We start from the raw sequence: 24480 nt of genomic DNA, 5'->3' as shown, positions 1-24480 counted from the left end.
TATCATTAGAATTTGATTTGTTTTTTGGAATTGAAAATGAATGAGAAGAGTGTTTGGCAGGTTGTAAGGAATTTGACCTGAATGAACTTTTAGGGGGAAAAGGTATGACGTATGAACGAGTGTCAGGTAAAGATTTTTTGAATCGTGTATTGGCAGGAACAGCAACAGGAATTATCGTAGGGATTTTACCCAACGCGGTATTGTCTTCTATATTAAAAATATTTGGAAACAATTCGCTAGCTTTGCTGATTGGGCAAAGTGTGACCATTTTTCAAATTGCGACACCTTTGATTATCGGTGCTTTAATTGCTCATCAATTTAAATTTGCACCGTTGGATATGGCTATTGTTTCAGGTGCGGCTTACGTAGGGTCTGGTGTAACTAAGTTTAATCCAGCCATTATTAATCCGATAACAGAAAAACCAGGAATGTTTATTTCAGCTGGAACAGGAGACCTGATTAATACGATGATTACAGCTAGTCTTGCAATTGGTTTAACGTATTTGTTCGGATCGCGTTTAGGTTCGCTAAAGATAGTCCTAGCACCGATTATTATCGGTGGTGGAAGCGGCTTAGTTGGTTTGCTCATTTTGCCGTTTGTTTCAAAAATAACAACGACTATCGGTGATTTGATTAATTCATTTACTACGTTACAACCTTTCTTAATGAGTGCGCTGATTGCAATGTTTTTCTCAGTGTTGATTATTTCACCGATTTCAACAGTAGCTATTGGTTTAGCTATTCAGTTAAATGGGGTTTCGGCGGGAGCTGCCGCAATGGGCGTAGCTGCAACAACTATTGTATTAGTTGTTCATTCATGGAAAACTAACAAGTCCGGGGTGACGTTAGCTATTGCATTAGGAGCTATGAAAATGATGATGCCTAACTTATTCAAATATCCGATTATTTTGCTGCCAAGTCTAGTAACTGCTTTAGTGTCATCTGTTTCAGTTGCTTTATTTCAAATATCAGGTACACCTAACTCAGCTGGTTTTGGTTTAGTCGGTTTGGTTGGTCCGTTAACGTCATTAGACATGGGGCCTATGAGTATTAATATATTTATGGCTTTAGTATCTTGGATTATTATTCCAACAGCAATAGCCATTGTTTCACGATTTATATTTGAAAAGGTTTTTAAGTTATATGATGAGAAAATAGTATTTGCTCATCAAGAAGCTTAATATAGGCTATTTAGTAAAAATAATATCTATACTGAGTCTTTTTATATTGAATCAGTTTATTAAAACAAATTGCTTTAATAAAGTACACAATTGTATTATAACTATATTGATGGTTTAGCACTTTATTGGAAGTTAAACGCTTAATTAAATAATAAACTGCAAGGAGTTATAGGTATTAATGAATAATATAAAAAGCGAAAATTTTAGACAAAAACTTGATAATGAAAAATTAAGGATTATTGATGTTCGCGAGGTTCATGAATTTAAAAAAGGCCACATAAAAATGGCTGAAAATATTCCATTAAGTATTTTAGCAAATCAACTAGAAAAAGTATCTCATGATGAAACGTATTATCTTATATGTCAGGGTGGTGGACGTTCAGCACATGCGGCTGAATTTTTAAATAGTAAGGGATACCAAGTGGTAAATGTTTTAGGTGGAATGAACGCTTGGCAAGGATTTATCGATAAATCAGATGAAAATTAATTTAAAATACATATTATTTAAACAGACAATTCAAAACAGCACCGTCTTTTTTTGAGACGGTGCTGTTTTTATTTGTTTGTGATGGCTGTCAGGGTACAACGACCAACACTGGTAATTGTGTTCTGCTCATCATAAATTGTTGCTTCCCAGACTTGAATAAGCCGTCCAACTCGGTTAGGTTTAGCTATAACTGTGATGGTACCAGAGCTGACTGGAGCTAAATGATTAACTTGTAAGTCGATGCCGACAGCATGTTTGGCAGAATCATGTAAATTTAAGAGAGCACCCTGACTGCAGGCTGTTTCAATCAATACGCCATTAAGACCGCCATGTAAAACACCGTATGGTTGAAGATGCTTGCCGGTAACAGGCATAGTCATTATGACTTGCTCCGGTGTTTGTGATTGAACAGAAATATTTAATAAGTCGATGAGATTCATAAAAAAGCCTCCAATTTAGTTAAGTATCATACTTATTATATCTTATTCACTGAATAACAAACAATATTTACCCTAATTTTACGCTCTTTGTGTATAATGAAACAGTTAGAAACAATAAGGAGGGCTCTTAAGGTGAGAGAGTGGAAAGTAGTTAAGAATTATGAAGAAATTTTATTTGAACAAGAAGGTAAGGTAGCAAAAATCACAATTAATCGTCCGCATGTACATAATGCGTTCACACCGAACACCGTCTTTGAAATGATTGACGCATTTAATATTTGTCGTGATTGCGAAGATATCGGTGTTATCATCTTAACGGGAGCTGGAGATAAGGCATTTTGTTCGGGTGGTGACCAGAAAGTCCGTGGTGATGGCGGCTATGTGGGAACAGACAATATTCCACGTCTGAATGTGCTGGATCTGCAACGATTAATACGCGTTATTCCTAAACCCGTCATTGCTATGGTTAAAGGCTATTCTATCGGTGGCGGTAATGTCTTACAACTTCTTTGTGATTTGACAATTGCAGCTGACAATGCTGTTTTTGGACAAACAGGACCGAAAGTCGGCAGCTTTGACGGTGGTTACGGTTCAGGGTATTTAGCACGAGTTATTGGTCATAAAAAAGCTAAAGAAGTCTGGTTTATGTGTCGTCAGTACAGCGCTCAAGAAGCACTTGATATGGGGTGGATTAATACAGTCGTACCGCTTGAACAAGTTGAAGATGAAACTATGAGCTGGGCATATGATATGTTAAAACACAGTCCTTTGGCATTAAGAATGATAAAAGCGTCGATGAATGCTGATACTGATGGACTAGCTGGTGTACAGCAATTAGCTGGTGATGCAACGCTGCTATATTATACTATGGCTGAGGCTCAAGAGGGACGCGATTCGTTTAAGGAAAAACGTGATCCGAACTTTGATCAATTTCCTAAGTTTCCTTAATAAGGCTGGAGGGTAGCAAGTAATGAATTGGTTAATACAACAATTACAAGAACGTCCGGATGCACCGGGTTTGTATTACGGCAATCGCATGTGGACGTTTGCTGAAATCGGCCAAGAAGTTCAGGAGCGAATGAGATACTTCAGTGGATGCATCCCAACGACAGCTGTCCGCATTGCCGTTATGAGTCAAAATTCCCAAGAATTATATTTTACTATGCTGGCATTATGGTCGCTGGGGAAGGAAATTGTTTGTTTAAATATACATTTACAACCTCGAGAACTTGAGTATCAATTGACTGATGCTCAAGTCTCTTTTGTGCTTGCATCTGAAAAATGCAGAACGGCATTGCAAAAAGTTCAGAATATCAAGATGATACCTCTTGAACAGCCGACTGATTATTTAGAAAAAGGCTATTTGCAGTTTTCTGACATGTCAGATGAAGCTGTTGCAACGATTATGTATACATCAGGGACTACGGGCAAGCCGAAAGGTGTCATTCAACGCTTTAAAAATCATAGAGCGAGTGCCGAAGCCGCTGCGATTAATCTTGGTTTGTCATCTGCGGACTGTTGGCTTTGCGCAGTTCCATTATTTCATGTGAGTGGGTTGTCAATAATATGTCGCCACCTGTTATACGGATGCAGTATTAAATTATATGAACACTTTGATGCTGAAATGGTGACTGCCGATTTGGTCCGTGGACATGGCAGTATTATGTCAGTCGTACCACTAATGCTTGAAAAATTACTGGCAGAGTTTCCAGACAGCGGTTATCATCAAAAGTTTCGATTGTTTTTATTAGGCGGCGGGCCTGTATCGACAGCAATGCTGCAGGAATGCAGACACTATGGAATTGAAGCAATTCAGTCTTATGGTATGACAGAAACTTGTTCACAAGTCATTTCGCTGAATTCAAAAGATTCCTTAAAGCATATTGGTGCAGTCGGTCGGCCTCTGGAAGGTGTGCAGATCAAAATTGTGGATAGAGAGTATCAAACAGTTTCTGCAGATACTATCGGGGAAATTTGGTTAAAAGGTCCAAGTGTGATTAGCGGTTATTTGAATGATGCTGAATGGCATCATGAAAAATGGACGCTGGATAACTGGTTCAGGACTGGAGATATGGGTTATTTAGATCGTCATGGTTATTTATATGTAGTTAGTCGTTTAAGTGAACTGATTATTTCAGGTGGTGAAAATATCTATCCGGTAGAAGTCGAGCATGTGTTAGAGATGATGCCGACGATTAAAACGGTAGCCGTTATCGGTGAACCAGATAAAATGTGGGGACACGTTCCGGTTGTATATATTGTTGGAACTGCTACACAAGATGAAATAAATACTTTTTTAGAGGGGAAACTAGCGAAATACAAACGACCAAAGAAGATCTATTATTGTCGCGTATTACCGCGGACGGCTAGCGGTAAATTAGCCAAACATCGTTTGTTGACTGCAGAAAGAGAGGATTTTTTATGGAGATAACACCTGTACCGCAAGAACTGGCAGCATATCAAAATGAATCGATTGACTATCTTACTTGGATTTATGATATGGATTTCAAAAAAACGGTACTTGATTTATTTCAAGCTAGTCAATCATTAAAGATTGCGGAAACCTGGTATTGGGAAACGCCTAATCGCCAACAATCAATGGCTGGGTTTGGTGCTGTAGCTCAATTTATCGGTGAAGCTGCAAAGCCTCAAAAAATTAATGATTGGCATAAAAAACAAAAAACAATTGTCTTACCTGATTCTATTGAACTTAGCGGAAGAACACCGTCATTAGTCGGCGCTTTTCCTTTTATGCTACAAGGTCATCATCCGAATGATAATATGTGGGGGGAATTTGGAGACGGCTTTTTCTTTTTACCGAAAATACAGATTTTGGCGAATAAGAAAAAGAAAACTATTCTCTTCAATTTTTCAAAGAAAGATTTGTCTGTTTTAGAAAAAAGTTGGTCAGAACGAGTCTCTTTGGTTCAGAAATTAAGTGAAACTTTGTGCAGCGAAGAGTCGGTGTCTAGTGGTATTATAAAACAGATAGAACTTGATATACCTGCATGGATGGATTTAGTTGAGAAAACGATTAAAACTTTGAATGGTCGAACAGAGTTAGCTAAAGTAGTGACCGCGCGTATTTTAGAAGTTGAATCACGAGATACTTTGTCAAGCGGACAAATAATGGCTGCCTTGCGTGAGCAGCAGCCTAATACATATTTATTTTCGTTAACTAAAGATAGTCAGACATTTATCGGATCAACGCCTGAACGTCTATTAAAAGCAACACCAAGTAATTTTTTGACGGCAAGTATTGCCGGATCGACACCGCGTGGAGCGACTGCAGCTGAAGATCAGCATTTAGGCAATGAGTTGCTACAGGATTTAAAAAATAGGGGCGAACATCAAATTGTGGTAGACCGAATTGTTACAGAATTAGAACAATTGTCAGGTACAGCAATTCATCTAGATGAACCAACACTATTAAAAAATCGTGACATCCAACATCTGTTTTTACCCATTGAGGCACCTCGTGTTGCTCAGACAAGTTTTTTAACAGCAGTTGAAACGTTGCATCCAACACCAGCTTTGGGCGGTGAGCCTAAACAATTGGCGCTTGATTTTTTAGCGGCACATGAACCGATTCATCGAGGACTTTATGGTGCCCCGGTTGGCTGGCTAAGCTTGACAGCTGATTGTGGTGAATTTGCAGTGGGCATTCGCTCTGCTTTGCTTGACAAGCATAAAGGTTATCTTTATGCCGGTTGTGGCATTGTTAAAGAATCACAACCGACATTGGAGTTAGCAGAAACACGGGTTAAATTTCAACCGATGCTTCGTGGAATGGGAGGTAAATAAAAATGGCTTATCAAGAAGAACTAACTGATTATCTGCAAGCAGTAGTTAATGGGTTAATCAGTCAGCATGTAACAAAAGCTGTTATCAGTCCAGGATCCAGGTCAACCCCTCTAGCTTTGCTGCTGTATCATTCAGCTGTAATCGATACATTTATTGGTGTGGATGAGCGTTCGTCAGCCTTTTTAGGGTTGGGCTTAAGTAAAGCAAGTGGTCAGCCGGTGGCTTTATTATGTACATCAGGAACTGCTGCGGCCAATTATTTTCCAGCGATTTGTGAGGCTAATGCCAGTCAAGTTCCGTTAATTGTTTTAACGACAGATCGACCTCATGAATTACGAGATGTCGGTGCACCGCAAGCAATGAATCAAACGGCTCTTTTTGGAGAACATACAAAAAAATTTATTGATATGAGTTTGCCGGATAATCAAGAGGAAATGCTGGATTATGCGTTTTGGCAAACAGCAAGGTTAACTAATATCGCACAGCAAGTACCGAAAGGTCCCGTTCAACTGAATTTTCCATTGCGTGAACCTTTGCTTCCGGACTTAAACCGTACTCCTGTTAAGATGTCGGAAATGTTGGTTCTTGCTGGCAATAAAAAAATATCACAAACTAATCTGGCTCTGCTTGCCGACAAGTTATCTGCGAAAAAAGGAGTTATTATTATTGGTGGTGAACAGTCATTGGCAGAAGCACGTCATCTGATTGCTTTAGCCGACAAACTGCAGTGGCCGATTATCGGTGACCCTTTAACAAATATAACCACTTGTGGAGCGGTCAGTCCAAATATTATGGGACATGCTGATTTATTTGTTGACATTGTGACACATGAAAGGCCAGATTGTATATTGCGTTTTGGAAAATTACCGATCTCTAAAAATGTTATGTTGTGGTTAAAAGAGCTGACTTTTACAGAAATTCCGATTTATTTAGTAGATGAGTCTGGAGAATGGCAGGATCCGTTAAAACGTAGCTGCTTAATCATTCAAGCTGATGCTTCTCAAATTGTTGAAGAGCTGCAACAAAGTCAGATAAAACCATCACCTGACAGTTGGTCAGAAACTTGGCAAACGTGGCAGCAGCGAACTGCGGAGTTGATTCACCAACATCCTGTGTTATTATCTCTCAGTGAAACAGCGGTCGCGTTAAAAGTACATCAAACAATGGCGTCTTCAGGGCAGTTATTCGTATCTAACAGTATGGCAATACGCTATTTGGACCGCTTTGGCGGAGTGACTGAAACAGAACATACAGTCTATGGCAATCGCGGAGTCAATGGTATCGATGGTATTGTATCGACTGCCATGGGGATGGCAATGGTTAAACCGGAATCCGATAACGTGTTGTTAATTGGTGATTTAGCAATGTACCATGATATGAATGGTTTAATGTGGGCGCGTGATCACCGTCTATCGTTAACAATTGTTTTATTGAATAATAATGGTGGCGGTATTTTTTCTTATCTATCTCAAAAAGCATTAGAACCTGAGGAATTTGAGCCTTTGTTTGGGACACCAACGAATTTAGATGGTAAAAAAATGGCGGAATTGTATGGTGCAGAATATGCTAATCCTAAAAGTTTGGCTGAATTGGAAGAGCTGTTGACTAGCGGAAAAAATGCTGCTGGCTTACGTATCATTGAAGTGACAACTAGTCGTACTGAAAGTATCACAGAATATGAAGCAATTAAGAATTCTATACGTGAGGCCTTTTAATGAGACAGAAAATCGATGGTCATTATTATACATATCATTGGACAACGCCGTATCAAAAGGATCGTCCGACATTATTGTGTTTACATGGATTTACAGGAACTGGGCAGACATTTTCATGTTTAAAAGATGTGGATGCGTACAATATACTTATCCTAGATTTAATTGGTCATGGCAGCAGCGCGGCCCCTCAATTAGGGAAATATTATCAATTCGACTATGTGTTAAGTATCATAGATAACTTTTTAAACTCTTTATCGTTAACAAAAGTTGATGTGCTAGGATACTCTATGGGTGCACGGACTGCATTGGGGTTTACCTTGGATTATCCAGAAAAAGTCAATCAGTTAATTATGGAGAGTGGCACGCCAGGAATTGAGTGTCCAAAAGAACGTCAGAAGCGTCAAAAGCAAGATCATCAATTAGCAGAGGAAATTGAGCATCAAGGCATTGAAGCTTTTGTCGATTCTTGGGAGAGATTACCACTATTTGCTACGCAAAACGACTTGCCTGCGTTAAGGCGGATCGCTATTCGCAACGAACGCTTAGCGCAAAAAAAAGTTGGTTTGGCTAATAGTTTGCGCTTCATGGGAACTGGAGTTATGCCTAATTATTGGCCACGTTTAAAAGAACTATTGCACAAGAGGGTAGTATTGATTGTGGGCACTAAAGATGAAAAATTCAGTCAAATCGCAATGAATATGAAGATTTTTCAGCCGACAATTCAGGTAGTTACAGTGAAACATGCTGGACATTGTATCCATTTGGAGCAGCCAGATAAATTTATCAGTATAATCAATCAAATGGCAGGTGAGTGAAATGAGGATAACAACGATTGATCGATACTTTGTCACACTGCCGTTTGTCCAACCGATTGTGACTAGCTATGGGGCATTGACACATAAAATGGCAGATATCATTGTTATCAGAGATGATTTTGGCAATGTGGGCTATGGCGAGTTAACTGCATTAGAGTACCCAGATTATATTGAAGAAACTTTATCAGGAGAACGGCTGATTTCTGAACAGTGCCTGATACCGTTATTAAGAGACCGTGACATCAATCATCCTATCGAAGTAAAAACTTTATTTTCAAAAATAAAAGGTCATAACATGGCAAAGTCAAGTTTAGAAACAGCTGTATGGGACTTGTATGCGAAACAGCAGAAATCTAGTTTATCAAGTTTGATAGGGGGAACAAGGACAAGGGCATTGGCTGGTGTTAGTTTGGGTATGATGTATGAACAATCTGAGTTAGTTAATCGGGTGTCGGAGTATGTTGAACAAGGATATCAGCGTGTCAAACTTAAGGTCAGTCCCGATTGGGATGTGACGCCTGTGACTTGGATTCGTGAGGCCTTTCCTGAACTACCGCTAATAGTTGATGCTAACTCCAGTTATACGTGGGCACAAAAAGGTCAGCTACAGACATTGGATGAGTTGGGGATAGTTATGCTTGAACAGCCATTCAATACGTATGACTTTTTAGAACATGCAAAATTACAAAAATTGTTGAATACTCGCGTGTGTTTAGATGAGAATATCCGAAGACTAGATGATTGTCGTTTAGCTGAACATTTAGGCAGCTGCCGCAGTATTAATTTAAAAATCCCGCGAGTTGGAGGTCTAACAGAGGCACTGGATATTTTAAAATTTTGCAGGGAGCATGATATTAGTGTTTGGTTGGGCGGTATGTACGAAACCGGTATTGGTCGGGCGTTAAACGTTCAATTTTCTGCCATGTCGGCACTAAAATTTCCGGGAGACTTAGCAGCGTCGTCACATTATTTCAAGGAAGACGTGATTCAGGAACAATTTACAGTAGATAATGGTAGTATTGAGATTCCGAGAGGGTACGGTATTGGTGTTTCATTAAAATAATGTAAACAGATTATTGCCTTACATCATTTTCGTATAAAAAAGACCCCCAGCTTAACTGGAGGTCAAAAAGGAGTTGTTTTATTTACTTTGGAGGAGTAAATAAAATGAAAAGGTTTGTTAATGTTGTTTGTTGGTATATTTATATAATAGGGGTTAAATGCGAAAAAAATATGAATTTAACAAGTACAATTTATGAAATATACGTTTTATGAATTGGCGAGGTTAAAAAAGTAGTTATAAAGCAGAATAGTTGGTTATAATGAGTGATAAACATTTATGGAAGGGCTGATACAGCATGTCAAAAATGTTCGAAAGTGAATTGGTTACAGAGCGTCTAATACTGAGAGAATGGGAATTAACGGATGCACCTGCACTTTATAAATATGCGTCTGATGAAAAAGTTGGACCTCGTGCAGGCTGGCCGGTGCATACAAGTGAAGCAATGAGCCGAAGGATTATTGCTGAGGAGTTGCAGAAACTGCATAGTTTTGCTGTTTGTTTAAAAAAAGACAGAGGGCACATTATTGGAGCGATTGGCATTAAACAACAAGACGAGAAAATGAATGAGGCCGAAATTGGTTACTGGATAGGTGTTCCGTTTTGGGGGCACGGCTATATGCCGGAGGCGCTTAATGAAATTATTCGATATTGCTTTGATGAGCTTAATCTGACTGATTTATGGTGCGGTTATTATGATGGCAATCAACAATCTTATACTGTCCAATTAAAATGCGGATTTAAAGATGCGTATACGGTTGAAGAGAAATCCGTTCCGTTATTAAATGAATATCGTACAGAGTATTTTACACATTTGACTAAAAAAGATTGGTTAGTGAAGGAGCAGACAAAATGACAGGTGATTATCCCTTATTAAAAAATAAAATGCCTAAAACGATTAAGAAAGTTTGGTATAAGGCTAATATATTAAGTGTTTTAATAATGTTAGTGATAGGTGTCATCAGTGTAGCTGTTCTTTTTTATTTAGGTTGGTGGAGGCAGCTGTGGTTGTGGCCAGCTGTCATTTACTTTGGAATGGTAGCGGTTGTTGGAATCGTTACTGCTGTACTTGTACCTTACCGCTATGCTTTTCATCGGTATGAAGTAACGAGTGATGATTTAGCCTTTCAAGAAGGATATTTTTTTAGATCAACGACTTATGTACCTATTAATCGCATTCAACATGTAGAGACAGAACAAGGCCCATTTTTACGAAAAGAAGACCTAATGGAATTGGTCGTTAACACTGCTGCAACAAGACATAAAATTTCGGGTTTAACGGTGTCAGATGCTGTCAAGTTGCGACAGCAGATCATCGATTTAGTAAAGGTGACTAAAGAGGATGTCTGAACGTCAAAGATATCACCCGTTAGCATTGGTTTTAGCAATAGTTAAGAATTTGAAAGAATTTACTTTTGCATTAGCGATATTGATAATTTCATCAGGATTTTTTCAGCATTCATTAGTTAAATTTTTGTTAATAGGTGGAACGATCCTTTTTTCAATTATTTTGGCTATTTGGAATTATTTGACTGAAACGTATGAAATTCGTGATGCCGACTTAATCGTTTATAAGGGTGTCTTCTTCAAAAAAGAAATAACAGTTCCTTATGAACGCATTCAGACAATTAAACAAAGGCAGTGGTTTTTTCTAAAGCTGTTTAAAGTTGTCGAACTTTTGATAGATACAGCGGGAAATGACAGCGAACCAGAAGTTCATCTTCCTGCAGTCAGTTATGACTTACTTCAGAAAATCGAAGTTCGCAGGCAAGCTAAAGGAACGGCCACGTTTAATACAGCGGACAGTCTGGCTAGTTATAGTTTATTGGCTGCTGAAAAAGTAAATGACCGTCTAATTAAACAATTAGTCTCAGAAAGTATGCCTTTTTATCGTGTACCAAATCGGGATATTTTGATGTTCGGCTTAACGGATTTAAGTATTTTTGCAGTAGTATTTGCCGTATATTTTTTTGTTGATGATTTTATACCGCTTAACTGGATAAAACGAGTAACAAATATGTCTGAAGAACTTTTGCGAATGAGTTGGCTGATGCTGGCTCTGGTGATAATAGGTATATTGATAATTTTATCGTCAATCTCTATAGGTAAACAGTTTTTAACCTTACATCAATTTACAATTACTCGAGACAGTGGAACCTTAATTACCGAGAGCGGACTATTGGAAAAACGAATTCAAAAAATTCCACTGCATAAAATACAAGGAATAAAAATTCGTCAGCAGATAATTCGTCGTCTATTTGGTTTGGTTTCTGTTGAATTACTTTTAGCCCGCGGGCAAGCTGGTGATGAAGACAGTACTTCAGCAAAACGTCAGTATTTGTTGCCTATTGTTAAACAAGATATGTTGTATCATCAACTGTCGTATTTATTACCGGAGTGGCAGATAGAAGAGCCGGTATTGACCTATGTGTCGAAAGACAAAATGTGGTATTTTTGGCGCTGGTGGTTAGCAATAATCATTCCTTTGACCGCTGCGGGCATGTATTTTTATCTTTGGGCCGCAATTCCAAGCCTCTTACTGCTTTTATTAACAGGTTTTCTATCATGGTTGCAAGCAGACTCTCAGGGATATGCTTTGCAGAAAAAAACATGGTTGGCTATTCAGAAGCACAAGTGCTTGACTAAAGAACTGCTTTTGGTTGAGCCGCGAAGACTTCAGGCAGTAAAACGCAGTACAAGTAAGTGGCTGCGGCCTAAAGCGATGGGACATGTTGAATTTTGGATTAGCTGTGATAATGGTACAAAACAGACAGTATTGAAATATTTGCCAACATTAGATATTACTTGTATTTGTCAATCTTATCGTCAGCACAATTCTAAGGAGTAGTATTCTGTTCTGACAAATTGTATGATAGGCTAGATAATAAAGGGGGAGAAATAAATGAATTCAGCTATTTTTAAGACGTATCAATTTTATTTTTCTTTGATGAGTTTAATTGTTGCAGGTGTTTTTATTTTTCAAGACGGTGTAGTAGCAAAAATTGTTGCGGTATTATTTTTTATCAATTGTATAACTAATGCTGTAATAGCACATCAGAAGGTCCAAAAGAAATCAAAATAAGAATGTTGCTATTTTTTAAGACGGGAGTCAATTTTGACTACCGTTTTTTATATTCTTGTTTGTGATTATATTTTCAAATATTTTAAAAATCTTTGTGATATTCTTCCAAAAGGTTTTTGGTTATGATAGGATAATCTTGATAGTTTAGGAGGAAATTATATGCCAAAAATCATTACTACCGTGGAATCTCTTTCACAAGCAAAACAATTGGTCGAATTGAATATTGATTATATATACACAGGTGATGCAAACTTTGGTTTGCGACTGCCAACACATTTTGAACGACATGAGTTAAAAGAATTAACTGATTTAACACATGCTTATGGAAAGAAAATAAGAATTGCAGTTAATGGGATTATGCATCCTGAAAAAATGGAAGAGTTACCGGAGTATTTAGCTTTCTTACAGGAAATCGGTGTGGATGATCTTGTTGTAGGAGATCCGGGGGTCATATATGTACTTAATCGAGATAAATATCATCTGCCTTTTATCTATGATGCCGCGACGATGGTGACTAGTTCCCGTCAAATTAATTTTTGGGCTGGTAAAGGCGCTCAGGGAGCTGTTTTGGCTCGAGAAATCCCCTATTTAGAGTTAAAAGACTTAGGACCGGCTTTAAACATTCCTGGTGAGATGCTGGTTTACGGAGCAACGTGTATTCACCAATCAAAACGACCGTTGTTAGAAAATTATTTCAACTTTGTTAAGACGGATGAGGCGACCACAAAAAATAGAGGTCTATTTATTTCAGAGCCGAAAGATGAAACGACACACTACTCTATTTATGAAGATCAGCACGGTACACATATTTTTAATTCTGCTGATATTAATTTGATGCATCAGTTAGGTGAATTGCACGACATGAAGTTAGATTCGTGGAAATTAGATGGTATTTTTACACCAGGCGACCTATTTGTGGAAATTGTAGACGCTTTTGCTGAAGCAAAAAAACTAATTGAAGCAAATCAGTGGACAGAAATAGAAGCGGCAAGGTTAAATGAAGTAGTGGTTGCTGCTCATCCTAATGGCCGAAGTTTAGATGAAGGATTTTACTATTTGAATCCCGAGGATATTAGATAAAGGAGTATATAACGAATGACAACATTAAAAAGACCAGAGGTTTTGGCGCCGGCTGGAACATTAGAAAAGCTAAAGGTAGCTATCAGATACGGAGCAGATGCTGTATATATTGGTGGAAATGCTTACGGACTAAGGAGTCGGGCCGGTAACTTCACTTACGACGAGATGGCAGAAGGTGTTCGATTTGCAAAAGAACATAATGCTAAAGTTTATGTTGCTGCTAATATGGTGACACATGAATTCGATGCAAAAGGTGCCGGTGAGTTTTTCCGTGAATTACGTGATGTCGGAATCAGCGCAGTTATCGTTTCAGATCCAGCACTGATAGAGGTTTGTATTACTGAAGCTCCCGGTTTACCTATTCACCTATCAACACAGTCCTCGGCAACAAACTATGAAACTTTAGAATTTTGGAAAAACGAGGGATTAGAACGGGTTGTACTGGCACGTGAAGTGTCAATGTCGGAAGTTGCTAAAATTCGTCAGCATACTGATGTGGAAATTGAAGCTTTTATTCATGGTGCAATGTGTATTTCTTACTCTGGTCGTTGTACATTATCGAACCACATGTCACATCGCGATGCTAATCGCGGTGGCTGTTCTCAATCATGCCGTTGGAAATACGATTTGTTCGATATGCCTTTTGGTGAAGAACGTCAAAGTTTAACGAACAGCGGTGAAGTCAGCGAGCCTTTTTCAATGAGTGCGGTGGATATGACGATGATTGAACATATCCCGGACTTGATTCAAAATGGTGTAGACAGCCTGAAAATTGAAGGTCGAATGAAGTCGATTCATTATGTATCAACTGTGTCAAATGTCTATAAGGCAGCCGTTGACAGTTATATGGAAGATCCTGAAAATTATGTCTGCAAACAGGAATGGATTGATGAGCTATGGAAAGTAGCTCAGCGAGAATTAGCGACTGGTTTTTATTATGGAACACCAACTGAAAACGAACAATTATTCGGTAAACGCCGCAAAATGCCGGTTCATAAGTTTATCGGCGAGGTACTGGACTACGATGGTGCAACCAAAATGGCAACTATTCAACAGCGCAATCATTTTCGTTTGAATGATGTTGTTGAGTTCTATGGACCTGGCTTCACACATTTTCAACAAACATTGACTAAAATGTGGAATGAAGATGATGAAGAAATTGATAAAGCGCCCAATGCCATGATGATTGTTAAAATACCGGTGGAACAGCCAGTAAAACCAGGAGATATGATTCGCAAGAAAAAATAAGGGGGTCATTATAATGGAAAAATTTGATTATATTGTTATCGGAGGCGGCAGCGGCGGAATTGCATCTGCTAATCGTGCCGGTATGTATGGTGCAAAAGTACTCTTAATAGAAGGAAATAATATTGGAGGTACCTGTGTTAATGTCGGTTGTGTCCCTAAAAAGGTGATGTGGACAGCATCGGACATGCGTCATACAATGCTACATGCAGCTAAAGAGTACGGTTTTGATGTCGAGATTAAACAAGAAAATTTTGCGGATTTTGTTGCAAGACGTCAAGCATACATTACACGCTTGCATGGCGCTTATATGCGCGGACTTGATTCAAACAAAGTAACTTTCCTGGCAGGGTATGCTTCTTTTGTTGACAATCAAACAGTTGAAGTTGATGGTCAACAATATTCAGCACCGCATATATTAATTGCAACAGGTGGTAAAATTACCCGTCCTGATATTCCTGGAAGTGAACTTGGAATTGATTCTAATGGATTTTTTGAATTGACAAAATTGCCTAAATCTATCGTAGTTGTAGGGGCTGGCTATATTGCCGTTGAATTGGCTGGTGTTTTAAATGGTCTAGGTGTAGAAACTCATTTGGCTTATCGCAAACAAACAGTCTTACGCAGTTTTGATACGATGATTTCTGATGCATTGGTTGAAAGTTATCAACAGCAAGGTATTCATATGCATGCTCATTCTGTTCCAAAAAAAGTGGTAAAAACTGCAGACGGCTATCTATTAACCTTTGAAAACGGTGAGTCGATTGAATCAGAAGAAATTTTATGGGCAGTTGGACGTCATGCCAATGTAGATGGTTTAAATATTGAAGCGACTTCTATTGAATTGACTGAACGTGGTGCAATTAAAGTTGATGCTTATCAGAATACAACCCACCCTGGAATTTATGCTATTGGTGATGTAGTTGATAAAATCGATTTGACACCTGTGGCAATTGCGGCTGGACGCCGTCTATCAGAGCGCCTGTTTAATGGGAAAACTGATTTGAAATTAGATTACAAAAATATTCCAACAGTTGTTTTTTCACATCCGACAATTGGAACAATTGGGTTGACTGAAGCACAGGCTCGGCAACAGTACGGGGATGATGTAAAAATTTATACATCAACTTTTACACCGATGATGTATGCTATTACAGAAGAAAAACAAAAATGTTATATGAAGTTAGTTTGTGTTGGTATTGAGGAGAAAGTCGTCGGACTACATGGAATTGGTTTAGGGATGGATGAGATGTTGCAAGGCTTTGGTGTTGCGATTAAGATGGGTGCCACGAAAGCAGATTTTGATAATACAGTTGCTATACATCCAACTAGCGCTGAAGAATTTGTCACAATGCGTTAATAATTACTCAGATTATAAAAGCTATTAAGTAATAATCACTTAATAGTTTTTGAAAGTCTGTGTGTTATAGGGTATAATTATTTTGTTAGTAATTAATTAAGGAGGGTTATAAAATGGATGTTTTATCATTGGCTCGATTCCAGTTTGGGATGACCACCGTTTTTCACTTTTTTTTCGTTCCATTGTCTATTGGTTTAGGCTTTGCAATCGCACTTATGCAAACTTTATATGTAGTTAAAAAAGATGAAATGTATAAAGACATGACTAAGTTTTGGAGTAAAATATTTCTTCTAAGCTTTGCTGTTGGGGTCGTTACCGGAATTATCCAAGAATTTCAATTTGGTATGAACTGGTCAGAGTACTCACGTTTTATGGGGGATATTTTTGGGGCACCACTTGCAGTGGAAGCTTTATTAGCATTCTTCTTAGAATCAACATTTATTGGATTATGGATGTTTGGTTGGGATAAGTTCGGTAAAAAACTGCACTTATTATGTATTTGGTTAGTTGCTATTGGATCAACACTATCAGCATTATGGATTTTAGCGGCTAACTCATTTATGCAAACGCCGGTGGCTTATCGGATTAATGAAGCTACTAATCGTGCGGAATTAACAAGTTTTGCTGGTTTATTGAAAAACAAACAATTATGGATGGAATTCCCACACGTAATTTTTGGGGCAGTTGTTACAGCAGCGTTTGTTATCGCGGGATCATCTGCTTGGATGATGATGAAAAAGAAAGATCTACCTTTTTACCGTCGTTCATTAAAATTTGGATTAATTATGGGGTTAGTCGGTTCAATCTTAACAATTGGTGCTGGACATCAACAAATGATCCATGTTGCAGATGATCAACCAATGAAATTTGCTGCAATGGAAGGTATATACGATGACACTTCGTCACCGGCACCTTGGACACTTATTTCAGGAATTGATACGAAAGATAAAAAAGTAGATTGGACTATTGAAGTGCCTTATATGTTAACGCTTCTTGGAGGCAAAGATAAATATATAGGTATGGATGAAGCTAATAAACAACTGCATGAAAAACATGATGCACAATTCGGCCAAGAAATGGACTATTATTTACCAGTTAAGTCATTATTCTGGGGATTCCGTTTTATGGCGGGCTTCGGAACGTTGTTGGCCTTGATGGCTGTTGTCGGTTTATTCTTACTTAAAAATGACCGGATTTATAAAACAAAATGGTTCTTATGGTTATTGGTTGTTGGGATACTCTTCCCGTTCATTTCAAACACATTTGGTTGGTTAATTACTGAATTAGGTCGTTATCCTTGGACCGTTTACGGATTGTTCACAATTAAAGATAGTGTTTCACCAGCGGTAACAGCAGGTAATTTACTATTTAGTAACATTGTTTATTTTGGTCTATTCTTGATTTTAGGCGGCGTGATGGTTGTTAAATCAAAACGAGAAGTTGCTAAAGGTCCTTATTATGTGGATGAGTCAGAAGCAAAAAAAGATGGCATTGATCCATTTGCGAAGGAGGTCTTCTAGATATGACAGCATTAGAGTTATTGTGGTTTGTTTTAATTGGTGTATTATTTAGCGGATTCTTTTTCTTAGAAGGTTTTGACTTTGGTGTTGGTATGTCAGTGAAGTTACTGGCTCGCAACAAACGTGAACGTGATCAAATTATTGAAACAATTGGACCAGTTTGGGATGGTAATGAGGTTTGGTTGATTACAGCCGGTGGAGCGATGTTTGCATCTTTCCCAGAATGGTATGCTACATTGTTCAGTGGATTTTATGTGATGTTCTTACTGATTTTAGTTGGTTTGATTTTACGTGGTGTGTCATTTGAGTTTAGAGCACATGCACATTCAGCACGCGAACGTAATTTATGGGAATGGGCAATGTTTATCGGCAGTGTTTTACCGCCATTTTTATTCGGTATGGTTTTTGTCAATATGATTCAAGGCATGCCGATTGCAGCAGATAAAAATATTATGAATGCTGGTTTTGGTGATTATGTCAATTTATTCTCAATTGTTGGTGGAGTCGCTGTCACATTAATTTGTTTCTTACACGGGTTGAACTATATCCGTTTAAAAACAGCAGGCAATGTTCGTGAGCGCGCACATGTATATACTAAAAAACTATACCCTGTTTTATTTGCCGGTTTAGTTGTGTTTGCCATTTTAGCCTATATTAAAACTGATTTCTTTACTGAAAAACCAGTGCCATCATTTATTTTATTAGGATTAATTGTTCTATTTGCTGTGATTTCTGCATATGGTTCACATGTTAATAAAGAGTTAATGTCATTTTTAGCAACAGGTTTAATTTTGGTTGGTATCGTTGTATTTATCTTTAATGGTATGTTCCCACGTGTCATGATTGCAGATGATCCATCATTAAGTATGTTGATTAAAAATTCAGCTAACTCATCTTATACATTGAAGACAATGACTATTGTTACTGTATGTATTTTGCCATTTGTATTAGCTTATCAAAGTTGGAGCTATTATGTTTTCTCAAAAAGAATTCATGTTAGCAATAAATTAGATACAAACGGATATTAATAGATAAGGAGATGACCTAATTGATTGATAAGAATTTATTTCGAATTAATAAAATTAGGCCAATCTTAATAGGGCTTGCAGGAATCGGATTCCTGCAAGCCTTATTGATTATTGGACAGGCTTATTTTTTAGCCAAAGGAATTAGCGCGTTGTGGGATGGTGCATCAGTGACATCACAACTTCAATCGCTAATTATTTTTTTTAGTTGTTTTTTTATGAGGCAAGTACTGCTGTATATTAGAGATAAAATGCTTGATACGTATGCTTATGGGCAAGCCAAAGTTTTACGGCAGCAATTATTAGAAAAATTATTTCGATTAGGTCCTAATTTCGTTCAAAAAGAAGGAACCGGAAATATGGTTACTATGGCAATTGAAGGCATTTCTCAAATTGAGAATTACTTTACACTTGTTTTACCAAAAGTGACAAACATGATGATTATTCCGTGGCTGATTTTGATTTTTGTTTTTTATTTAGATATTCGCTCAGGAATAATTTTGCTTTTAGTCTTTCCAATTATTATTATTTTTATGATTATTTTGGGCTATGCTGCACGAGCTAAAGCAGATCGTCAATATGAAGGGTATCAGTTGCTTAGCAATCACTTTTTAGATTCATTACGCGGTTTGGAAACATTAAACTATTTAGGACTTGGCAAAAAGTATGAAAAAAATGTTTATGCTATAAGTGAAGATTATCGTAAAGCAACTATGAGTACGTTGAAAATTGCGATTTTATCAACTTTTGCTTTAGATTTCTTTACAACGTTATCTGTCGCAATTGTTGCTGTGTTTTTAGGATTTAAATTAATGAATGGTCATTTGGAGTTGTGGCCTGCAATGACAGTTTTAATTTTGGCACCTGATTTTTTCTTGCCGATTCGTGATTTTTCAAATGATTATCATGCTACATTAGATGGTGGTAATACATTTAAGTCCATTATGACAATTCTTGATAAAAAAGAATTTGACCAAATTTCAGAGCTACCTTTAAATGAAAAATGGACAGCGGACGATGAATTTAAGTTAGTTCATACCTCTGTTAAATATGATGAGGTGAATCAAAAAAGTACATTGGAAGACATTAATTTTACTTGGACTGGATGCGGTAAGATTGGTGTAGTCGGTTTGTCAGGTTCTGGGAAATCGACATTGATTAAGTTGTTAGGTGGATTTTTAGGAGCTGAAGAAGCAAGTATTTCGGTCAATAATGAAACAGTCGACAATTTACGTGTGGCTAATTGGCAGGATAAATTGTTTTATGTGCCACAAGACCCGTATATTTTTCATGCATCTTTACGTGATAATGTAGCTTTTTATCAACCAGATGCACCGGAATCAGCTATTTTATCAGCAATCGACCGAGCTGGGTTAACCCAAGTAGCTGCAGAACTTCCGGATGGTTTGGAGACAATTATCGGTGAAGGAGGACATACGCTAAGCGGAGGACAGTTTCAGCGTGTCGCAATAGCACGTGCGTTTTTAGACAGTCAACGAAGTATCCTGCTTTTTGATGAACCGACTGCTCACTTAGATGTTGAAACGGAAGAAGATTTAAAACAAATGATGCTGCCGTTATTTGATAACCGCTTAGTCTTTTTTGCTACGCATCGTTTGCATTGGATGCGCGAAATGGACTACATAATTGTCATGGAAAATGGTCAAATTACCGAACAGGGCACGTATGAAGAACTAAGAGCAAAACAAGGGGCATACAGTACCTTTGTTAATGAGTTGAAGGGAGAGTAATATGAAAAAGAAATATTTATTACTTTCAAAAGAAGATACATGGGTGAGACCTTATTTTAAGAAATACAAAAAATTACTAGCTTTAGTTTTGTTTTTAGGTTTATTGACCTTCTTTTCAGCAGGTGCCTTAATGTTTACCTCTGGTTACTTAATCAGCAAATCGGCAACACATCCGGAAAATATCCTGATGGTTTATGTGCCGATTGTGATGACACGTGCTTTTGGTATTGGACGTCCGACATTTCGCTATGCGGAGCGTCTAGGCAGTCACAATTGGGTGTTGAAAATGACTTCTGATATTCGCTTGAAGCTGTATCGTTCACTGGAGTCGCAAGCAGCAACTTCTAAACAAAATTATCAAAGCGGAAGCTTGCTGGGTATGTTGGCTGAGGATATCAATCATATTCAAAATTTATATTTGCGAACAATTTTCCCTGCTTTCATTTCAATTCTGCTGTATATTTTTATTATTATTGCTTTAGGTATTTTTTCGATACCTTTTGCTTTGCTGATGCTGGTTTTAATGAGTTCGTTTTTAATTCTTATGCCGTTAGTGTCAATTTTAGTGAATAATGCGCGTATCTATAAGCAAAAAGAGCAGCGTCACTTACTTTACAATGACTTAACAGATGCCGTTTTAGGTGTTGGCGACTGGCAATACAGCGGTCGTTATCAAGAATTTTTAAATCAATACAATGATTCTGAAGCTGGTGTGCGCCAGCAGGATGAACAGTTGAACCGCTACACGCGTAATGAAGGACTTGTTAAGCAGTTGCTATTTGGTTTAGTTGTTATTGCTTTGTTTATCTGGTCAGGCAATTATTTTGCCAGCTTGGATTCTGCTAATGCATTAAATTGGATTGCGGCTTTTGTTTTGGCTTTTTTTCCGTTAATTGATGCCTTTGCACCGGTTAGCGACTCAATCAGAGAATTGCCTTTGTATGAAGATACGGTTCAACGTTTAGATAAACTGCCTCATTCACATGATGAACCAACCTATCACGAAGAGTGTGAGTTGCCGGCAGCGTTAACTGACTCGACAATTGTTTTAAAAAATGTGTCGTTCCGCTACCCGCAATCAACGCGTCAATTATTAACTGACTTTTCACTAACTATTAAACAAGGTGAAGTGGTCGCAGTTTTAGGACGCAGCGGGATGGGGAAAACGACCTTATCTAAACTAATTCGCGGCGACTTGACGGCAATAATGGGGAGAATTACCATCGGAGGTTATGACGTCACTAATTTTGTGGGACAGCAATCACATTATATCGGTGTATTGAACCAATCACCCCATTTGTTTAACACGACCATAGCTAATAATATCCGACTAGGTAATATCGAAGCGACCGATGAAGAAGTTTTAGAGGCCGCCCATCGTGCAGGGTTAAAACAAGTTATTGATGCTTTGCCAGACGGCGTGGATACGATAGTTGAAGAAGGTGGTAAACGTTTTTCCGGGGGAGAACAACAACGGATTGCGTTAGCGCGTATCTTATTACAAGATGTACCGATTATCATTATTGATGAACCGACTATCGGTTTAGACCCGATTACAGAAAAACAACTATTAACGACAGTCTTTGAAACATTAGCTGGTAAGACAGTAATTTGGATTACACACCATCTAGTAGGTATTAATCATGCTGAGCGAGTTGTCTTCTTAAAAGATGGCCAAATACGAATTGACGGATCACCTGAAAAATTAAAGAAAACAAATACATACTACCAACGGTTAATTGCTCTGGATACCTATGAATAGTGATTCTTTTTTAAGTTATTAAGAGAAAATAGCAATTGTCCAAAAAGTAACAAAAAAATAATGCTAAATACACGTATTTTTTTCAAAAGACCTTTACATCAGTATATGAACAAGGTACTATTAATGTAGTTATGTATAAAGCGTGCATAGGCAGAAAAATATTGCTTGTTATAATAACGAAGGCAATAAGAATATAAAAATGGTCATTCAACCAGCGTACTTAATAGGGATACTAAGTGATAATAATTGAAGTGAATGATGGATAAAGGAGCTTTGAGGACATGGAACCAGATTGGCAAGAGCGTCTAAATAAATTGCAATTGGAAAATAGTGACTTATATTTTAAGTTGCAACAAAGTAAATCTGATGAAATGAAGTATCAACAAGAATTGAATCGATTGCAAGAAATCTTAAATCATACAGATCAGTCGTTGCAAAGTGCAACCAGTGGACATGACGAGACTAAAATAAATTTACAAGAAAAAATCAATAAATTAACATTTGAATTGCAAAAGAAAGAGCAAGAAATTCTTGAAAAACAGGAACGAATTCAACAACTAGAATTAGAAATTTCTGGACATGATCGTTATGTAGCAGAATTGAAGACTGACTTAGATCGTGCTCGCGAAGATAACCAATCACAGATTTATAATTTAATTCAAGAAAATGATAAATTAAAAAATGATTTGGTTAGCTATCAAGAAACAGAATTAGATGCAAATCAAAAAAATCAAGAACTTCAAACAGAAACATTTGATCTGAAAAATAAGATCCAACAACTAACATTGGATAAAGATACATTAGCTAAAGAATGGGACATGAAGCTGCGTAGTATCGTTCAAGAAAAAGATCAATTGCGTGCTGAAATTGAGAAGAGTTACGATGCAGCTAATGAACGACACAATGAAATTTTACAATTGCGTAATCGTATTATTGAATTGGAAGCAGCATTACAACAAAGCAATCAGGAAAAAGTGGACATGTCTCGCACCTATGAAAGTCGCTTAAGTATGCTACAAGCTGATCGTGATCGTTTGCAAATGGATGTAGAGAATAAAAAACGTTTATATAATCAAGAAAAACAAAATGAAGTACGTCAGCTAACAGACCGTTTAACTAAGCAACAGACATTAGTTGATAAAATGATGACCACTCAACAAAAGACACAAGATAGTTGGCGCTCACATTATCAGCAATTAGAAAAAAATTATCAGCAAGTCCGTTCGCAATCAACACGGTACGAAGAAGAGCTGGCACATCTACAACGAGAAAATCAAGCGTTGACAATGCAGCTAAATACAGCAACTAATGCTGTTTTACCGGATTTTTCTTCAGTTGTAACCAGTGAGGCCCCGCTGCCAAATTATGATAATTTAGAGCCTGATACACTAACACATTCGATTGTTAATAATCAATCTTTAGAAACTGTTTCTAGTGACGATTACCAAGAATTAGAAGCTGAAGTTAAGAAAGCTCAAGCTCAAGCTAAAAACTATGAAGAAGAATTATCAGACTTGCGTCAAATGAATGATGACTTAATGTTGAAATTAACAGAGGTTGAAGAAAAAGTTGATGCTGTACCAACAGCAGCTACGACGCAGCCAGCACTAGTTGCTCATACAGTTGACTCTGCTGATGCTGAATACGGTGATGATGATGAATTAGTTTACGACTCTGACTCTGATTATGACTATGATAATGATTACGATTATGATGACTATAGTTATGATGATTATAGTTATGATGACTATGGTTATGATGATTACGATTATGATTATGAAGATGATGATGAGCTATTAGAATATGACCCGGATACAGCGGAAGATGATATTGCTGAACTGTTGGAAGACACGCACAGCACTAAAAAAGTTAAGGTACCTAAGGCCGAGTATGAGGCCTGTGAAGATCAGCTTGACATTTTGACTGATCGTTGGAAGAAAGCTAAATTAACGTCGGCTAAACAATTGAAATTTAAAAAATGGGCGGAACCAAAAGTTAAGAAATTTAGTCGTTTCTATCGTGATCTTGATGACTATGTTAAACCACCCAAATTATTTTCACGTAAATATAAGATGGAAGCAGATGTGTATAATCGCATAAAAGCTTATGCTTTATTAAGTCGACACATTGAAGAAATGAGCGAAAAATAAAAA

21 protein-coding genes are annotated in these 24480 nt (G+C 37.6%); 20 read left to right on the top strand and 1 reads right to left on the bottom strand.

Annotation, left to right across the window (positions count from 1 at the left end):
- Positions 1–104: 104 nt before the first annotated feature.
- Positions 105–1181 carry a PTS sugar transporter subunit IIC gene (locus CBF37_RS06005; RefSeq protein WP_125983846.1) on the top strand — a complete coding sequence of 359 codons (1077 nt, stop codon included), beginning with the start codon at positions 105–107 and terminating at the stop codon, positions 1179–1181.
- A gap of 178 nt (positions 1182–1359) precedes the next feature.
- On the top strand, positions 1360–1668 hold the full coding sequence (locus tag CBF37_RS06000; RefSeq protein WP_125983845.1) for a rhodanese-like domain-containing protein: 309 nt from the start codon (positions 1360–1362) through the stop codon (positions 1666–1668).
- Positions 1669–1736: 68 nt separating this feature from the next.
- On the opposite strand, the gene CBF37_RS05995 is transcribed toward CBF37_RS06000, so the two are convergent.
- Positions 1737–2108 (bottom strand): hotdog fold thioesterase, encoded by a 372-nt coding sequence (locus CBF37_RS05995; protein ID WP_125983844.1) that lies wholly within the window; start codon positions 2106–2108, stop codon positions 1737–1739.
- Between the two features lie 96 nt (positions 2109–2204).
- Between CBF37_RS05995 and menB the strand changes: the two genes are divergently transcribed.
- From menB to CBF37_RS05905, 18 genes are all read left to right on the top strand, one after another.
- A complete protein-coding gene (menB, locus tag CBF37_RS05990) occupies positions 2205–3056 on the top strand; it encodes a 1,4-dihydroxy-2-naphthoyl-CoA synthase (RefSeq protein ID WP_206168041.1) in 852 nt (283 codons plus the stop codon).
- Between the two features lie 22 nt (positions 3057–3078).
- Positions 3079–4539, top strand: coding sequence for an o-succinylbenzoate--CoA ligase (locus tag CBF37_RS05985; protein WP_125983842.1), 1461 nt, complete (start codon positions 3079–3081; stop codon positions 4537–4539).
- Positions 4530–5912: an isochorismate synthase gene (locus CBF37_RS05980; RefSeq protein ID WP_125983841.1), complete on the top strand. Its 1383-nt coding sequence runs from the start codon at positions 4530–4532 to the stop codon at positions 5910–5912. Before CBF37_RS05985 ends, CBF37_RS05980 begins: the two co-directional genes overlap by 10 nt.
- 2 nt (positions 5913–5914) lie before the next feature.
- Complete coding sequence (menD, locus tag CBF37_RS05975; protein ID WP_125983840.1) at positions 5915–7627, top strand: 2-succinyl-5-enolpyruvyl-6-hydroxy-3-cyclohexene-1-carboxylic-acid synthase; 1713 nt, start codon at positions 5915–5917, stop codon at positions 7625–7627.
- Positions 7627–8442 (top strand): 2-succinyl-6-hydroxy-2,4-cyclohexadiene-1-carboxylate synthase, encoded by an 816-nt coding sequence (gene menH / locus CBF37_RS05970; RefSeq protein ID WP_125983839.1) that lies wholly within the window; start codon positions 7627–7629, stop codon positions 8440–8442. The genes menD and menH overlap by 1 nt, the downstream gene beginning before the upstream one ends.
- Position 8443: 1 nt before the next feature.
- Positions 8444–9505, top strand: coding sequence for an o-succinylbenzoate synthase (gene menC, locus CBF37_RS05965; protein WP_125983838.1), 1062 nt, complete (start codon positions 8444–8446; stop codon positions 9503–9505).
- A gap of 295 nt (positions 9506–9800) precedes the next feature.
- Positions 9801–10358, top strand: coding sequence for a GNAT family N-acetyltransferase (locus CBF37_RS05960; protein ID WP_240626673.1), 558 nt, complete (start codon positions 9801–9803; stop codon positions 10356–10358).
- Positions 10355–10852, top strand: coding sequence for a PH domain-containing protein (locus CBF37_RS05955; protein WP_125983837.1), 498 nt, complete (start codon positions 10355–10357; stop codon positions 10850–10852). The genes CBF37_RS05960 and CBF37_RS05955 overlap by 4 nt, the downstream gene beginning before the upstream one ends.
- A complete protein-coding gene (locus tag CBF37_RS05950; protein ID WP_125983836.1) occupies positions 10845–12350 on the top strand; it encodes a PH domain-containing protein in 1506 nt (501 codons plus the stop codon). Before CBF37_RS05955 ends, CBF37_RS05950 begins: the two co-directional genes overlap by 8 nt.
- A 54-nt stretch (positions 12351–12404) precedes the next feature.
- Positions 12405–12584, top strand: coding sequence for a hypothetical protein (locus CBF37_RS05945; RefSeq protein WP_125983835.1), 180 nt, complete (start codon positions 12405–12407; stop codon positions 12582–12584).
- Positions 12585–12743: 159 nt separating this feature from the next.
- Positions 12744–13664, top strand: a complete 921-nt coding sequence (locus tag CBF37_RS05940) for a peptidase U32 family protein (protein ID WP_125983834.1) — start codon at positions 12744–12746, stop codon at positions 13662–13664.
- A gap of 15 nt (positions 13665–13679) precedes the next feature.
- On the top strand, positions 13680–14912 hold the full coding sequence (locus tag CBF37_RS05935) for a peptidase U32 family protein (RefSeq protein ID WP_125983833.1): 1233 nt from the start codon (positions 13680–13682) through the stop codon (positions 14910–14912).
- A 13-nt stretch (positions 14913–14925) separates the two neighbouring features.
- On the top strand, positions 14926–16269 hold the full coding sequence (gene gor, locus CBF37_RS05930) for a glutathione-disulfide reductase (protein WP_125983832.1): 1344 nt from the start codon (positions 14926–14928) through the stop codon (positions 16267–16269).
- A 113-nt stretch (positions 16270–16382) separates the two neighbouring features.
- On the top strand, positions 16383–17789 hold the full coding sequence (locus CBF37_RS05925) for a cytochrome ubiquinol oxidase subunit I (RefSeq protein ID WP_125983831.1): 1407 nt from the start codon (positions 16383–16385) through the stop codon (positions 17787–17789).
- A 2-nt stretch (positions 17790–17791) separates the two neighbouring features.
- A complete protein-coding gene (cydB, locus tag CBF37_RS05920) occupies positions 17792–18817 on the top strand; it encodes a cytochrome d ubiquinol oxidase subunit II (protein ID WP_125983830.1) in 1026 nt (341 codons plus the stop codon).
- Positions 18818–18837: 20 nt separating this feature from the next.
- Positions 18838–20565 carry a thiol reductant ABC exporter subunit CydD gene (cydD, locus tag CBF37_RS05915; protein WP_125983829.1) on the top strand — a complete coding sequence of 576 codons (1728 nt, stop codon included), beginning with the start codon at positions 18838–18840 and terminating at the stop codon, positions 20563–20565.
- A gap of 1 nt (position 20566) precedes the next feature.
- The gene (gene cydC / locus CBF37_RS05910; protein ID WP_125983828.1) at positions 20567–22327 is read left to right on the top strand and encodes a thiol reductant ABC exporter subunit CydC; all 1761 of its coding nucleotides are present in this window, start codon (positions 20567–20569) and stop codon (positions 22325–22327) included.
- A gap of 281 nt (positions 22328–22608) precedes the next feature.
- A complete protein-coding gene (locus CBF37_RS05905) occupies positions 22609–24477 on the top strand; it encodes a coiled-coil domain-containing protein (RefSeq protein ID WP_125983827.1) in 1869 nt (622 codons plus the stop codon).
- The last annotated feature ends 3 nt before the right edge of the window (positions 24478–24480 follow it).

The sequence above is a fragment of the Vagococcus vulneris genome, assembly GCF_003950515.1.
Taxonomy (GTDB): Bacteria; Bacillota; Bacilli; order Lactobacillales; family Vagococcaceae; genus Vagococcus; species Vagococcus vulneris.
The sequence above is the reverse complement of the archived record's forward strand: the minus strand, read 5'-3'. Positions and strand labels throughout refer to the sequence as shown.

Coding starts and splice junctions, on each gene's coding strand:
- CBF37_RS06005 (WP_125983846.1), top strand. CDS start 105: ATGACGTATGAACGAGTGTCAGGTAAAGATTTTTTGAATCGTGTATTG.
- menC (WP_125983838.1), top strand. CDS start 8,444: ATGAGGATAACAACGATTGATCGATACTTTGTCACACTGCCGTTTGTC.
- menB (WP_206168041.1), top strand. CDS start 2,205: ATGAAACAGTTAGAAACAATAAGGAGGGCTCTTAAGGTGAGAGAGTGG.
- CBF37_RS05980 (WP_125983841.1), top strand. CDS start 4,530: ATGGAGATAACACCTGTACCGCAAGAACTGGCAGCATATCAAAATGAA.
- CBF37_RS05995 (WP_125983844.1), bottom strand. CDS start 2,108: ATGAATCTCATCGACTTATTAAATATTTCTGTTCAATCACAAACACCG.
- cydC (WP_125983828.1), top strand. CDS start 20,567: ATGAAAAAGAAATATTTATTACTTTCAAAAGAAGATACATGGGTGAGA.
- cydB (WP_125983830.1), top strand. CDS start 17,792: ATGACAGCATTAGAGTTATTGTGGTTTGTTTTAATTGGTGTATTATTT.
- CBF37_RS05955 (WP_125983837.1), top strand. CDS start 10,355: ATGACAGGTGATTATCCCTTATTAAAAAATAAAATGCCTAAAACGATT.
- CBF37_RS05940 (WP_125983834.1), top strand. CDS start 12,744: ATGCCAAAAATCATTACTACCGTGGAATCTCTTTCACAAGCAAAACAA.
- CBF37_RS05985 (WP_125983842.1), top strand. CDS start 3,079: ATGAATTGGTTAATACAACAATTACAAGAACGTCCGGATGCACCGGGT.
- gor (WP_125983832.1), top strand. CDS start 14,926: ATGGAAAAATTTGATTATATTGTTATCGGAGGCGGCAGCGGCGGAATT.
- menH (WP_125983839.1), top strand. CDS start 7,627: ATGAGACAGAAAATCGATGGTCATTATTATACATATCATTGGACAACG.
- CBF37_RS05925 (WP_125983831.1), top strand. CDS start 16,383: ATGGATGTTTTATCATTGGCTCGATTCCAGTTTGGGATGACCACCGTT.
- CBF37_RS05935 (WP_125983833.1), top strand. CDS start 13,680: ATGACAACATTAAAAAGACCAGAGGTTTTGGCGCCGGCTGGAACATTA.
- CBF37_RS06000 (WP_125983845.1), top strand. CDS start 1,360: ATGAATAATATAAAAAGCGAAAATTTTAGACAAAAACTTGATAATGAA.
- CBF37_RS05960 (WP_240626673.1), top strand. CDS start 9,801: ATGTCAAAAATGTTCGAAAGTGAATTGGTTACAGAGCGTCTAATACTG.
- CBF37_RS05950 (WP_125983836.1), top strand. CDS start 10,845: ATGTCTGAACGTCAAAGATATCACCCGTTAGCATTGGTTTTAGCAATA.
- CBF37_RS05905 (WP_125983827.1), top strand. CDS start 22,609: ATGGAACCAGATTGGCAAGAGCGTCTAAATAAATTGCAATTGGAAAAT.
- menD (WP_125983840.1), top strand. CDS start 5,915: ATGGCTTATCAAGAAGAACTAACTGATTATCTGCAAGCAGTAGTTAAT.
- CBF37_RS05945 (WP_125983835.1), top strand. CDS start 12,405: ATGAATTCAGCTATTTTTAAGACGTATCAATTTTATTTTTCTTTGATG.